The sequence below is a fragment of the Candidatus Manganitrophus noduliformans genome, assembly GCF_012184425.1.
GTDB lineage: Bacteria > Nitrospirota > Nitrospiria > SBBL01 > Manganitrophaceae > Manganitrophus > Manganitrophus noduliformans.
The window spans coordinates 504,429-518,361 of sequence record NZ_VTOW01000003.1 but is presented as its reverse complement, the minus strand read 5'-3'; the positions used below and the strand labels follow the sequence as shown (position 1 = coordinate 518,361).

The following is a 13,933-nucleotide window of genomic DNA, read 5'->3' as shown; positions in this document are numbered from 1 at the left end:
ATGCTGATTGAATTCGGATCGGTGATCATCGCCTACCTCGTCGGATCGATTCCGGCCGGCCTTCTCGTTTCGAAATTCAGCGGGGGGGTCGACCCCCGGCAAGCGGGAAGCAAAAACATCGGGGCGACCAATGTCATGCGGGTGGCGGGGAAGAAAGCGGCCGCCTTGACCCTGATCGGCGATCTCCTCAAGGGGCTTCTCCCGGTCGCCGCCGCCCGGCTTTTTAATCTTCCGGAAGAAGGACTTCTTCTGGCCGGTCTCTCGGCCATCCTGGGTCACATCTTCCCGGTATACCTCAAATTCAAAGGGGGAAAGGGGGTCGCCACCAGCTTCGGCGTTTTTCTGGGGATCTCCCCCCTCATCGCCCTCATCGCCCTGCTGATTTGGATCGCAGGGATCTCCTTTAGCAAATATTCCTCGGTGGGCGCCCTCTCGGCGTTTGCGGCCCTTCCCTTCCTGGCGGTTCTCCTAAAACCAGAAATGAAATTTGTCCTCTTCTCCACCATAATTTCAATTTTGGTGTATATTCGACATAAGGAGAACATTCAGCGGCTGATCGCCGGTCGGGAAGAGCAGGCCCATCGCAATGAAGGATAAAATCATTTTCCTATGGGTGGTCTTTATTTTATCGACCCCCTCGGTCACGACAGCGGAAGCGCCCGCTGTGATCGCAGAAACCGCTGTCGCGGAAGAGATCCCGGTCGCATCCGTGCCGGCTCCGGAACCGGCTCCGACCCTTTCTTTTGAAGAGATCCTCAAATCGGGCCAGATCAACACCTTTAAAACCGACCGCGGGATCGAGCGATCCGATTTGGCCGCCGGTTACCTCCTCTTGAAAGCGGAGGAAGCGATAAAGCGGGGCGATCTCGCCGAGGCGGAGCGGATCGGGGAGGCGGCCGCTGCCTTCTCCCCCGCTTCGCCGGCGCCCCACTTTTTTCTCTCCCACCTCGTCTGGACAAGCCGCAAGACCGATCTTCCCGCGATGGTCAATCACTACTTCACGGCCCTTCAACTGACAGTCAATGATTTTTGGTTTTCTCATTCGATCGCCGGGACCTTTCTGATATTATTCTTTTTCGCAATCCTTCTTGCGTTGTTGACCTTTCTGCTCTTTTCGTTCTTCTCATACAGTCCGCTCTGGATTCATAAGATCTATGAAGGATCGCGGGGATATTTTCATCCGGTCTCGGCGGGGCTCTTCTTCGCCGGCATTCTTTTTATTCCTTTCGTCTTCGGCCTTTCGATTTTATGGTTCCTCTCGGTCTCGTTTCTCCTCTTCTGGGGATTTTACAGCCGCTCCGAGAAGGGGATCGCCGTTGTTTTTCTGATCGCCGTCGGGTTATCCGCCTGGAGCCTTCCCCTTCTTCTCACCTTTTTTACGGCGAAAAGTCCGATGCTGAATCAGATGGTCCGAAACCATCAGGAAGATTTTTTCTGGTCGCCGCCGGAAATCGACCTGGCCGAACCGGATTGGCGGGGGGCGGTGATCCATGCTTCTTATCAGACGCAAAAAGGAGATTACCGCCGGGCCGAGGAGATTTATCAAGAAGCCCTCGATGAACGCCCCGGAATGGTTTTAAACAATCTCGGCAATCTCGCTTTCTACCTGAAAGAATATCCCCGGTCGATCGATCTCTATCGGCAAGCGTTGAACGCCGAATCGGGACTCGTTTCGGCCCATTACAATATGAGCCTCGCCTATCGGGAGATGCTCTCCTTTGAGGAAGGCACCCGGGAGTATGAAATCGCCAAAGCACTGGATAACGGCAGGGTGGAAGGCTACACGCGAAAAAGCGTCCAGTTCCCCAATTTTCCCTTGATCGATGAGCGATTCGAAAAGATGGACCTCTGGCGCCAGGCGGTGACGCCCCATCCGGAACAGATCGCTCATGCCGAGAAAATTTGGCAGGGGATGGCCGGAAAGATCCCCCTTCGCCGATCCGCGGTCGTTGCCCTCCTGCTGCTTTTCGGACTGGGAATATCCTCATTCCTCTTCGAGCGATTCTACGACGCCTCTTTTTGCGCCCTCTGCCACAAGGCGATCTGCAATCGGTGCCGGAGAACCCTCTTGAGTTATCATCTCTGCGGACAGTGCGGAACCCAGTTCAAATCGATCAAGAAAAGCGATATGGCCCTTCTGGAGTCCGAGGAAAAAAAGGTTCCTCGCCGGCTTTTTCCTTTCTTTCTCTTTCCCGGCGGCGGGCATTTCGCCATGAAGCGGGCCGTGGTCGGATTTATCCTTTTATCTCTTTTCTACTTCTTCGCCGGTTATCTCTTTTTCGGCGAGGTCCTCTTTTCATCAACGCATTGGCACCTGCACAGCGGCCGATGGATCTGGGGTCCCGTCGCAATGGTGTTTCTCTACATCGCGTCGACACTCGACCTGATGCGTATTTGGAGCAATGAATCATGGCTCTAGAAGGCTCCATCGAAGAGTTCGGACTTCCCGAGATCTTCCAGATGATCCTCCTTCAAAAGAAAGAGGGGGTTCTGAGGCTGACCCGCGAAAAGACCACCCTCTTCATCGAGTTCAACCAGGGGCAAATCATCTCCGCGGGAGACGGGGAGGGAGATGCGCGGCTCGCCGACAATCTGATCAAAGCGGAGAAGATCAGCAGCGATCAATTGAAGGCGCTTCTCAGGGCGCAGAAAAGGGACAACCAACCGCTTGCGCGGGCCCTGGTCCAAGCGGGACACCTTCCGGCCGACGAGGTCAAAAAATTAAATCGAATCCTGACCGAAGAGACGGTCTTCTCGCTCTTCGAATGGAAATCGGGAAGTTATAAGTTTGAGGCCAAAGAGACGTCGTACGACTCCCAGCTCATCGAGCCGCTGAGCACCGACTCCATTTTGATGGAAGGGGCGACGCGGACCGATGAATGGCCCCTCCTCAAAAAGAGAGTTCCCTCCACCGAGATGGTCTTCGAGGTGCTCCCCAAAGAGCCCGCCCCGGCGCCTGCCGATGAGGAGTCTGAAAAGAAGGAGGAGGACTCCTTCGAATCGATGGCAAACCTCTCCGAGCCGGAGGAAGAAGAAGGGGCCTGGCTGCTCCCCTGGATCGACGGGAAACGGACGGTCCAGGAGATCGTCGACCACGCGCAGATGGGGACCTTTCCCGTTTTCAAGGCGCTCAGCGAGTTGATCTCTCAAGGAAGGATCAAGGCAAAGGAAGAGTCGTTAAAAAGCCAGCGAAAGAAGTCGGGCTTCACATTTAAAGAGCTCTCCAGGCAGCAGCAGATTATCCGAATCATTTTTAACAGCATCACCATTGCCGCAATGGTGATTTTTTCAATTGTCGCCTTCAAGTCGGTTTATGTAACCCTTTCCAATGCCGTCCAACCGATTCTGGAGATGAGGACCCTCCGGGCGGGAATCGAGCGGGACAATCTTCTCTTTGCGCTCGATCTTTATTATTTGAGATACGGCCGGTATCCTGATGCGCTTCAACAGCTCACAGCGGAAGGATTGTTGAATTCAAAAAGGGAGCGGCGGATTGATTTATCAAAGTGGAAGTATGAACTAACCGGAAATACCTTTCGCTTGTCCTCTCTTTAAAAACCTCTTAAATTTTACATAATATATATTATCGGACATTACTTGTTACAATCATCTGTTCTTGTCCTTATCTTCTTTATCTTCTATTTTCGTTTCCATTTTTCTGGGTGCCGGCTCTTGAACATTTCGATTTTGGTCTTCCTTTCCTCGATTAGACGTGGGAAATGGACCGACTATGTAGTCGTCACCGGCGATCTTCACTCGGCATCCCGTTATTGTTGAGACGATCAGAAGAAAGACAAGAAGCAGTGCCGCGCTTTTTGCCTTTGAGAAGAAAAGTTGCTCTGCCTTCAAATCGCCGCCCCCCACAACAACCGATCTTAAGAGGACTATGGAATTTATGCGAAGATTTCGCTGAGTGGAATCTGAAAGCCGGGTAGGAGTGGCGTGTTGAGGGTATCGTTCGTTTCGCGGGAAAGCTCGGCGGCGCGGGTGTAGCCCTTCTCGGATGTCCGGTAAACCTTCACCGTCTCCAGCTCCGGATCGACAACCCAATATTCCGAGATACCGTGGCGTTCATAGAGCTTTCGCTTGATCACTTCGTCGGTCTTACGGGTGCCGTCGGAGAGGATTTCGACGACGAGGTCCGGCGCTCCCTGAATGTTCTTGTCGGTGACGATGGAAGCCCTTCCCGAAGAGATAAAGAGCAGGTCGGGCTGAACGACGTCTGTCTCGGAGAGAACCACATCCATCGGAGCGTCGAAGACTTCACCCAACCGGTTATTTTTTAGAAAAAATTCAAAGGCCGTTGCCAGTTTCAAAGAGATCCGTTGATGCCTTGTCGAGGGCGAAGGGGTCATGAAGTGATCTCCGTCGATCAGTTCGTGGCGCTTCCCGTCCTCCGGGAAGAGGAGGTAATCTTCATAGGTGAATTTGACCCGATGGGTTCGGGATGACATGGTCTTCCTCACTTTCCTAAAAATTCATGATTTGAAGATAACAAGACCCATATGAAATGTCAAACCGCCGCCTGCCCTTCCTCCCCCCACAAATTCAGTTGAAATCCAGCCAATTTTGGGGTATGAATACAGGCAGTCTATAAAAAGTCTGAACCGAAACGTCAACCGATTCATCACCTTTCAGCGGCTCTCCGATGGAAAACCAGCTTTTTTCCGGTAAATACGAAATCCAGGGGGAGATCGCGCGCGGCGGCATGGGGATCGTCTACAAGGCCATCCACAAATCGCTCAACCGGACCGTCGCCCTCAAGGTCCTTCACGCCCAATACACCGGAGACACCTCCTTTGTGAAACGCTTTCAGCGCGAGGCCCGCGCCATGGCCCGGCTGGACCATGAGAACGTCATCCGCGTCTACGACGTTTCGGAAGACCAGAACGCGCAATACATCGTCATGGAGTTCTTTCCGGGAAAGGACCTCAAGCAGGTCATCCTGGAGAGAGGCCCCCTCTCTCTGGAGCAGGCGCTCTCGGTCGCCCTGCAGATGGCCGAGGCGCTCGCCTATGCCCATGCGCAAGGAATTGTCCACCGGGATATCAAGCCGAGCAACGTCATGGTCGACAGCCGCGGCAAGGTGAAGCTCGCCGATTTCGGCATCGCCGCCGCCACCGACGAAATCTCCGTGACCGCCACCGGCCAGATCATCGGCACCCCGGAGTACATGTCGCCGGAGCAAGCGCGCGGAGAAGCGATGGACGGACGGAGCGATCTCTACTCGCTCGGCATCGTCCTCTATGAAATGCTCACCGGAACGACCCCGTTCGAGCGGCTCTCCCGGATGTCGATCATCGCCAAGCTGATTTACGAGCCGCAGGAATTCAACCTCACCTTCCCCGATCATATCCCCTCCCCCATTCAAACGCTCGTCCAATCGCTGCTGAGAAAACAGGCGCAGGAGCGCATTTCGGACGCGGCAACTTTGATCGAGAAAATCCGGAATCTCGGAAATGAGAATCCCGACGAAGATACCCTCGATCGGACGATGACGCGGGCGATCTCCCTCCCTTCGGACGCCACGCCGGCGCCGGGACAACCGGTCGACGAAGAAGAGTCGACGACGATGCTCCCGGGCCGAGCGGATCCGAAGAGAAGCGCGGAATTTTCTTCTCCGAAAACGCCCCCTCCCCTTCAACGCCCGTCGACCGGAAAATTCACCCCCGTTCCCTTACCGGGATCCGATTTTCCCGAGAAAACGCATACCCTCTCCCCGCCTCCCCCGTCGGGCCGGACGCACGCGGGTAAAGGGCAACGATTGGTCCCGATCTTCGCCGGCATCGTTGGATTGGTCGTCCTGATCGCCGGAGGGGTCTACTTCTTTTCTTCTGATTCGGAATCGGCTCCCGAGCCGGTGGCGGCAGTTTCCCCGCCCCCGCCGCGTCCGGTGGAGCAGCCGGTCGCGCCGCCTGAACCGGCGCCGGCTCCCCTTCCGGTCAGCACCCCCGCCCCTCCGGAACCGAAACAGGAAGATCCGATCGAGGCCGCGCAGGCGAAAGCGAATGAGATCGAGACCGAGGCGCGGAAAGCGCAGAGCAACGTCTCCGAATCGAATTTTGAAGCCGATCGACTCGATGCCCGTCATCGCGCCTCCCAGCTTTATTTGCATGCAGCCGAATTGGAAAGGAAAGGGGCCAAGGCGTTCCAAGAGGGAAGCGAATTGATGAACCGGAAGCAATATGAAGAGGCCGGCGCGACCCTGGAGAAGGCAAAAGAGTTTTTCGTCCGCGCCGACCAAGGGTTCAAAAAAGCGAAAGAGGAGGCGCAGATGCAACTCGCCAAGGCGACCTCCGCGCCAAGCCCCAAACCGATGAAGAAAGAGGCCGTAGCAACGCCGAAGGCCGCCCCGGAAAATCCCGCCAAACCCTCCGGCCCGCCCCCCCCGGCCGAAACGAAGATCGCAAAACAGACCCCGCCGACGCCGGTCGTTCCGCCGCGGCCCGATATCGAGGTGGTCGGCGAGATTTTATCGAAGTTGAAAAAAGCCTACGAAGGGAGGGACATGGCCGCCCTGATGCAAATCAGCAATCTCTCCGACGGCCGGACCCGCATCCTGCAAGAGATCTTCCGCGACCATCCGGTCGTCAAAATCTCCATCGCCAACTTTTCGCTCGCCGGAGAGCTGGCTTCCGCCAATGTGGTGATCACCCGGCTGGTTGACCGAAACGGCAAGGTCGTTCCCCCCCCGGACGAATGGAAGCAGAGCAAGGTGCTCATTCGAAAAGAGGGAGCGGGCTGGGGGAAGGTGCTCTGGTAAGGCATGCTTGAATTCAAAGTCTATCTCGACAAAAAGCTCATTCAGCGCTCGCTTCTGTCCAAAGGTGAAATTACCGTCGGCCGCTCTTCCGAGAACGACCTGGTCCTCCCCAATCAACACGTGTCACGGCTTCATCTGGTGATTGCGCAGGAGGGGGACGCTTTCCGCCTGGAGGACCGGAGCTCGAACGGCGTTCTTCTCGACGGGAAACCGGTCGCCGGATCAACCCTTCTCCCCCCGCAGTGCAAGTTGGGGGTCTACCCGTTCGAGATCGACTGCTCCCGTCGGCAGGAGGATCACACCGTCCCGATTCCGAAGAAAACACCCCAGGCCGTCCTGCAAGAAAAAGATCGACGACAAGAGGCCTACGCTTCCAACGCTCCTCTCCGCAGCCATTTCGGAATCTTGATCGGAGAGAGCCCGTCGATGCAGCAGATCTACCGCCTCATCGAGGATGTCTCGGGTCATCCGGTCACCGTCCTGATCCGGGGAGAGCATGGGACCGGAAAGGAGCTGGTCGCCCGGGCGATCCACGAAGCAAGCGCGCGAAGAAACGAGCCGTTCATCGCCGTCAACTGCGCCGCCATCCCGCTCGATCTGATCGAAAGCGAGCTGTTCGGACATGAAAAAGGGGCCTTCACCGGCGCTCAAACCACCCAGAAGGGAAAGATCGAGGAGGCCGATAAAGGAACCCTTTTTCTCGACGAGATCGGCGAATTGAGCCCGGCCGCTCAGGCGAAGCTTCTCCGCTTCCTCCAGGGAAAGGTCGTCATGCGGCTGGGAAGCGCGCGCGAGACCCCGGTCGATACCCGCGTCGTCGCCGCGACCAACAAAGATCTGGAGCGGGCGGTCAAAGAGGGGACCTTTCGCGCCGATCTTTACTACCGGATCAAGGTCGTTCAAATTCTCCTCCCTCCCCTGCGGGATCGAAAAGAAGATATCCCGCTTCTCGCCGCCCATTTTATCGAGCGGCTCGGCGAAGAATTAAATCTCCCGGCCAGGCCGGTCCTGACCGATGAAGCGCTCCATCGCCTTCAGGCCGCCGATTGGCCCGGCAATGTCCGACAGATGGAGAACGCTTTCTACAGCGCGCTCGTTCGCTCCCGCGCCCCTGAGTTGTTGGACGAGACCCTTCTTTTCGATTCCGAGGCCTGGAACAGCCCCGCAGAGATGGAAGAGGAAGCCCCGCTAGATGCTATTTCGAAAGAGCTGCTTCTTAAAATTCTCAAAGAAAGCAGTTGGGATACCGCCAAGGCGGCGGAGACCTTGAAGGTCAGCCGGGGAACAGTCTACTACAAGCTGAAAAAGTATGGGATCAACCTCCGCGAAGCGGCGAAACGAAGCGCCAACATGTAATTCTCTTTTGATCAAACCTCATCCACTACTTTAATTTGATCCTCTTCTCCCCTTCCACTTTTCAAACCTTTTAAACTCATTTCAAAAATTTGAAATCAGATCTTCCGTATCGATGACTTAATCTTCGGAACAATTCTTCGTCCTTTCGAAATCTCTCTGTCTAATTCAGATGTTAGGCCGGTATTGCGCATCCATAAGAAGTCTCCATTTATCCGGCATAGGCTTTGCTTTTCATTTTTATCGAGATCTCCATAAGAATGGACATGGGAGGATGCCGGTGCTTTGGAATAGTCTTAAAAATCACTTCAAAAGAAATGAGGAGAAAACCGGCGGAAAAACCGAAAGCGCCGGTTTGACCGATATCGGATCAAAGCGGGCCCACAACGAAGACGCGCTCTTCCTCTCGGACGAAGCCGGCCTTTATCTGGTGGCCGACGGGATGGGGGGCCACTCCTTCGGAGAGGTCGCAAGCACCATGGCGGTGGAAACCGTGTCGAAAAAATTCCTCTCTTCCGGCAGAGAAAAACCGGCCCCTCTGCTGACGGAGGCGATTCAGGAAGCGAACAGCCGGATCTATCAATTTTCCCAGGAGAAGGTGAAAGTTTTCGACGGAACGGAGACCCTGACCGGCCCCGGAACCGTCGGAACGACGATCGTCGCCCTGGCCCTCTCCGGGGAGACAGCCATCGTTTCGAATGTGGGAGACAGCCGGGCCTACCGCCTGCGGAACGGCCGCCTCGCGCTGCTGACGCAAGACCACACCCTCGCCGCGATGCAGCCCCCTTCGGGAAAGGCCGCTCCAGCGACACTCCCCTCCAAATTGAAGCACATCCTGACCCGCGCGGTCGGCGTGGAGACCAAAGTCAAAATCGACCTTCTGGAAGAGCCTCTCCAACCGGGCGATCTTTTTCTTCTCTGCTCCGACGGCCTCACCAATATGGTTTCCGACGCGCGCATCGAGGAGGTCCTCTCCTCCCCTTCTTCAATCCAGTCGGCCTGCGACATCCTGATCAAAGAGGCCAACCGAAACGGCGGAAAAGACAACATTACCTGCGTTTTGGTGCGCCCTTTGTAGGGGCGATCCTTGTGATCGCCCAGACTGGGCGAATACACGGTGGTGCAGTGCAAGCACGGTGGAACAGTGCAAGCAAGATTCGCCCCTACACGTAACGGAATACCATTTATTTTGTTTGTTATGGATGTCCCTCCATTTTTGTCGCATCCAAACTTAATTTCATTAATCATCCCCCCCCAGCATTTTTTGATTGACTTGCCCTTCAAACCCTGGTAGTTTTCACTTCCTACGCAACCCATCCATACGGGTCTTCTATGAAAAACAGAGCATTGCTCCTCAGCTTCATCGCTTTTTATACCTTTCTCGTCATCCCGACCGCGCCTCTGTGGGCCCAATCTCTGAGATTGGTCGCCGACACGGACCTGATCGCTCCCACGATCCAGCACGAGCCCCCGGCGCAAACCTTCCGGTCGGGCGAATCGGTGAATATTCAGGCGACGATTGTCGATAATACGGAGATCCAAGAGGCCACCCTCTATTACCGTACGATCGGAGCGGATGAGTACTCCTCCATCAACATGGAACGGCTGCCGAAAGGGACCTTCTCGGTTTCCATCCCGAAGGACGATATCGCCGAGCCCGGCCTCGAATACTACATCCAGGCCGCCGATCAGGCCGGAAACATCGCCTTGCGCGGCTTCTCCTTCTCCCCGCTCACTTTGACCGTGACCCCCGCGGCCCCTGAAAAGGAAGAAACCGAAGAGGCCTTTACCGAGAAAGTTTTCCCGGCGGAAGAAAAACAGACGGCGCTGAAGACAGACGCCTCCCCCGAGAAACCCTGGTATAAGAAATGGTGGGTCTGGGCCGTTGCGGGGGTTGTTGTGGTCGGCGCGGCCGCAGCCGGAGGGGGCGGCGGTGGAGGGGGCGGTGGCGGCGGCGCCGGGGGACAAACCGGCTCCGCGACCGTTTCAGGACCGACCCCTTAACATATAGAGGTAACCGTTTTTTATGCGCTCTCTTAAATTCATCTTTCTCAAGTTCCCCTTCACGTTGATCTTCACCGGACTGTTCCTCGCCCTTTTCCTGGCCGGTTGCGGCCAAACCGGCGATCGGCAGACCACGATCGGTCCCGGCGCGGCGGACAACTTCTCCTCCCCGATTCCCACGCAGCTGCAGAAGCTTCGGACCGGACTGAATGCGAAGGTGATCGTCGATGGGGGAACCCCCCGTGTCCAAATCGTTAATCTGCAAGTCGATACGCAAAACGACCGGGTCATTGGGACCATCCCCAACCTTCCGGTCGGACAGCATACCTTCGAGATTCAGTATTTTATCGATAATGCCTTAATCGCTACCGCCCCTGCCATCACGGTCAACATTCAGGCCAATGTCGACACCCCGGTCCCCTTCAACGCCGGAGCGCTTGTTTATCCCGACACCGACGGCGACGGATTCACCAACCTCAACGAGGTGGAGATCTTCGGATCCGCCAGCGACGCCTGGACCAGACCCGATCTCAAGCCTGAGGTCTCAGTGGTCGTAAATCCCGGCGCGGCGATTCTTCCTCCGAACGGTGTTCAGACCTTCACGGCCGCCATCGCACAAAATGCAAATCAGGGAGTTAACTGGAGTCTGGAAGAACCGACAGGCGGCGGATCGATCACACCAGGCGGCACCTATACTGCACCTGCGGTGCCGGGAATATACAATGTGGTGGCGACCAGCCAGGCCGACCCGGCGAAGAGTGCAACTATTCCAGTATTGGTGGTTACTCCGGGGTCCCTTGATACCACTTCCTTCGGCAGCGGCGTCACCGCCGGGACCGTCGCCATTCCAATCGGAAATACTAGCATTGGTCAGGCAGTCGCCATTCAGCCCGACGGCAAAATCGTGGTCGCTGGATACTCTAACACAGGCGGGCCAAACCATTTCACTCTGGCACGATACAATATCGATGGCACACTCGATACGGCCTCTTTTGGAACTACCGGCACAGGTGGCACCGTCGTCACACCCATCGGAACCGGTAGCATCGGTCAGGCAGTCGTCATTCAGCCCGACGGCAAAATCGTGGTCGCTGGATACTCCTCCACACTGGTGTGCCAAACCATTTCACTCTGGCACGATACAACATCGATGGCACACTCGATAAAGATTCTTTCGGCAGCGGCGTCACCGCTGGCACTGTCGTCACACCCATCGGGAACACCAGTATCGGTCGTTCTATGGTTCTCCAACCCGACGGCAAAATTCTCGTCGCTGGATACTCCAACACCGGCGGACCAAACCATTTCACTCTGGCACGATACAATATCGATGGCACTTTCGATACAGCCTCTTTTGGAACCAACGGAAAAGGTGGCACTGTCGTCACACCCATCGGAACCGGTAGCATCGGCCAGGCAGTCGCCATTCAAACTGACGGTAAGGTTATAATCGCTGGCTACTCGATTAATACTGGCGTTCCATCGCATTTCACCTTGGCACGGTATCAGACAAGCGCCCCTCCAGTTTTATTACGGACAACCCTCTCTGGAAGCGAGGAAATACCTGCAGTGACGACACTCGCAACGGGATCGGCTACTTTTGTAATCAGCCCCGGCCAAAACGAAATTTCCTACACACTCCACGTAGCGGACATCGGCATCAGCGGGGTCACCGCCGTACAAATTCACTTTGGTACCCCCGGCGCGGAAGGCCGTGCCCTCTTTACGCTGACTTCAAATTCATTTGTCAGCCCCTTGGTCGGAAAGCTGACCGCCGCTGATCTGGAACCGATTGCTTCGACCGAAGGGATCAATACTTTTTCAGACGCCATTAAAGCGACGCGAGACGGTAATACCTATATCCATGTTCACACATCGACTCATCTCGGTGGCGAAATCCGGGGCCAGATCCTCGAAGCCCCTCCGACCCTCTCCCAGCTTCAGGCTGAGATCTTTACTCAACAATGCGGTGCTGTATGTCACAGATCCGGAGGACTTGGAGGCATCGAGACTGGGCTGTTCCTAGACACCAGGGAGAATGCTTTCAATCTGCTGGTGAATGTACCAAGCACACAGGATTCTAACTTCAAACGGGTTGAGCCTTTTAACCCCGACGCAAGCTTCTTGGTCAAAAAGCTGACAGATCCTAGCCTGGGCTTAATGCCGGCAGGTGGATCTCCTCTTCGAGCTGAAGAAATCAAAAAAGTCCGGGACTGGATAACCGCCGGCGCCAAAAACGACTGATTCCGCGCCTTCGGAAACCGTCTCCCTCGACCGAGTTATTTCCATCGAGCTATGTAGACCATTTCACAGCATTGCCCAAAAAATGCCCCGTTTTTACCCTTATTTATCCCTCTTCACCTGAACAAAATCTCTAATTTATTAATTTAATTCCAGAAATTTCTACGGGAGACCACTGGCATGCCTTTTGCGATATGGAATGGATTGTCATGTTCCGTTGAACACCGTTGTGTCATCGGGCTTTCATTCCGTAAAGGTATTGAAGCATGTCGCTCGGGGTCGCTCGAAAGTTCACTTCTATCTTGGTGGGAATCGCCGCCCTGCTCGTCCTGAGCGGATGCGGAAGGGAAGGTCATTCCGCCGAATCGACCCCGCCGGGCCTCTTTATCGACTCGACGACGGAGAAATTTTTACAGAAAGCGTTCGAAGAGACAAAAGCCTGCGCCGGGATGACCGAGGGGAAATATGAGGACGTTTCCGTCATCTTGATGCCGCCGGTTTTCCCCTGCCCGCACTATGCCGACGGATGCAGCGGCGAATACGTCCGCCCCAATTCGTTCAAAGTGGGGACCCTCTCCGTCTGGCGCCATGAAGTCCTGCACTATCTACTGGACCTCAAAACCGGCGACCCGGACGTCTCCCACGCCAACCCGCTTTTCAAGCAATGCACGTAGCCGCATTCCCCCACCTTACGTAACGACGGCCTTGTCGCGCACCAAGGGTTGATCCCTATAGTCCAGCCGGAGAACCTCGTGTAAAATCAGAGGAGCATAAGCGATTCGATTCCTCGGTGAATCCTGAAAGTCTGTACCAAAAATAGAAATGACCGCCGATGCAGACGGTCGCCCGACCGTCTGGAATCATTCCAACAAGTGAGGTTTTGCGATGAAGCGGATTTTGGTGATCGAGAACGAGTCAATTATCCGGAACTTTCTATCCAGCCTTTTGAGCCGTTTCGGTTACGCCGTCACACAAGCCCAGTCGGGAAGCGAGGGGCTGGAAAAGATCAATGAGGGGGGATTTGACGGGATCTTTCTGGATATCCATCTAAACGACATGAGCGGAAAAGACCTTTATCATCATCTGAAAGATCACTCGGCGGACCTCGCCCGGCGGATCGTATTCGTCACGGGCGACCTGAGAAATCCCAAAACAGAATCGTTCGTCAAAGAAACGGGAAACCTCTGCCTTGAGAAGCCTTTTACCCTTGGCGAAGTAAAGACCCTTCTGAATCAATTCTTCCAGCAGAAAATCCCATGCGGATAACGGACCGGTGATGACGCGTGAGAAGATCGGCCCTTCTACACGAATCCCTCTCTTCAAGCAGTGCGTCTAGAAGGGCAAGCGTTCACTTCCTCTATAAAGATTGGCTGTCCTCATCCCAAAGACCCGGACGGGTCCCGGCAGGGTCCTCCTGATTCATCAGTATCCTATCCTGGGTTTGTCTTCTCAAGTACAAAAGGAGTATAATCAAGCCGCTTCCGCTCTCAAGAAATTGGAGCAATGGACCGTTACACACCCATTCGGGCCATTGTTCCAACGAGGCCCGGTGCGCTAAGATACGGATACCAT

12 protein-coding genes and 1 pseudogene are annotated in these 13,933 nt (G+C 55.3%); 11 read left to right on the top strand and 2 right to left on the bottom strand.

Going from position 1 to position 13,933, the window contains the following annotated elements; genetic code table 11:
• The 3 genes from plsY to MNODULE_RS17025 are packed head-to-tail and all read left to right on the top strand — an operon-like array spanning position 1 to position 3,555.
• Positions 1 to 597, top strand: coding sequence for a glycerol-3-phosphate 1-O-acyltransferase PlsY (gene plsY / locus MNODULE_RS17035; protein ID WP_168062057.1), 597 nt, complete (start codon positions 1 to 3; stop codon positions 595 to 597).
• Positions 587 to 2,419 (top strand): tetratricopeptide repeat protein, encoded by a 1,833-nt coding sequence (locus MNODULE_RS17030; protein WP_168062055.1) that lies wholly within the window; start codon positions 587 to 589, stop codon positions 2,417 to 2,419. The genes plsY and MNODULE_RS17030 overlap by 11 nt, the downstream gene beginning before the upstream one ends.
• Complete coding sequence (locus tag MNODULE_RS17025; protein WP_168062052.1) at positions 2,410 to 3,555, top strand: DUF4388 domain-containing protein; 1,146 nt, start codon at positions 2,410 to 2,412, stop codon at positions 3,553 to 3,555. Before MNODULE_RS17030 ends, MNODULE_RS17025 begins: the two co-directional genes overlap by 10 nt.
• Positions 3,556 to 3,606: 51 nt before the next feature.
• Here the strand turns inward: MNODULE_RS17025 and MNODULE_RS17020 are convergent, their stop codons facing one another.
• Together MNODULE_RS17020 and MNODULE_RS17015 are read right to left on the bottom strand one after the other, a co-directional pair.
• A complete protein-coding gene (locus MNODULE_RS17020; protein WP_168062050.1) occupies positions 3,607 to 3,849 on the bottom strand; it encodes a hypothetical protein in 243 nt (80 codons plus the stop codon).
• A gap of 44 nt (positions 3,850 to 3,893) precedes the next feature.
• Entirely contained in the window at positions 3,894 to 4,454 is a 561-nt protein-coding gene (locus MNODULE_RS17015) for a Uma2 family endonuclease (RefSeq protein WP_168062048.1), read from the bottom strand.
• A 194-nt stretch (positions 4,455 to 4,648) separates the two neighbouring features.
• Here MNODULE_RS17015 and MNODULE_RS17010 point away from each other — a divergent pair, with 194 nt between their 5' ends.
• The 8 genes and pseudogenes from MNODULE_RS17010 (at position 4,649) to MNODULE_RS16970 (ending at position 13,627) form a co-directional block, all read left to right on the top strand.
• Positions 4,649 to 6,763 (top strand): serine/threonine-protein kinase, encoded by a 2,115-nt coding sequence (locus tag MNODULE_RS17010; RefSeq protein WP_168062045.1) that lies wholly within the window; start codon positions 4,649 to 4,651, stop codon positions 6,761 to 6,763.
• 3 nt (positions 6,764 to 6,766) lie between these two features.
• On the top strand, positions 6,767 to 8,119 hold the full coding sequence (locus tag MNODULE_RS17005) for a sigma 54-interacting transcriptional regulator (protein WP_168062043.1): 1,353 nt from the start codon (positions 6,767 to 6,769) through the stop codon (positions 8,117 to 8,119).
• Positions 8,120 to 8,396: 277 nt separating this feature from the next.
• On the top strand, positions 8,397 to 9,194 hold the full coding sequence (locus MNODULE_RS17000) for a protein phosphatase 2C domain-containing protein (protein ID WP_168062040.1): 798 nt from the start codon (positions 8,397 to 8,399) through the stop codon (positions 9,192 to 9,194).
• Between the two features lie 254 nt (positions 9,195 to 9,448).
• Entirely contained in the window at positions 9,449 to 10,120 is a 672-nt protein-coding gene (locus tag MNODULE_RS16995; RefSeq protein WP_168062037.1) for a hypothetical protein, read from the top strand.
• Between the two features lie 22 nt (positions 10,121 to 10,142).
• Positions 10,143 to 11,225 (top strand): annotated as a pseudogene (locus tag MNODULE_RS16990) (delta-60 repeat domain-containing protein); the annotation flags it as partial.
• Positions 11,226 to 11,233: 8 nt separating this feature from the next.
• Positions 11,234 to 12,364, top strand: coding sequence for a CHRD domain-containing protein (locus MNODULE_RS16980; RefSeq protein ID WP_168062034.1), 1,131 nt, complete (start codon positions 11,234 to 11,236; stop codon positions 12,362 to 12,364).
• 263 nt (positions 12,365 to 12,627) lie between these two features.
• Positions 12,628 to 13,035, top strand: a complete 408-nt coding sequence (locus MNODULE_RS16975; RefSeq protein WP_168062030.1) for a hypothetical protein — start codon at positions 12,628 to 12,630, stop codon at positions 13,033 to 13,035.
• A gap of 211 nt (positions 13,036 to 13,246) precedes the next feature.
• Positions 13,247 to 13,627 carry a response regulator gene (locus MNODULE_RS16970; RefSeq protein ID WP_168062028.1) on the top strand — a complete coding sequence of 127 codons (381 nt, stop codon included), beginning with the start codon at positions 13,247 to 13,249 and terminating at the stop codon, positions 13,625 to 13,627.
• Positions 13,628 to 13,933 lie beyond the last annotated feature (306 nt).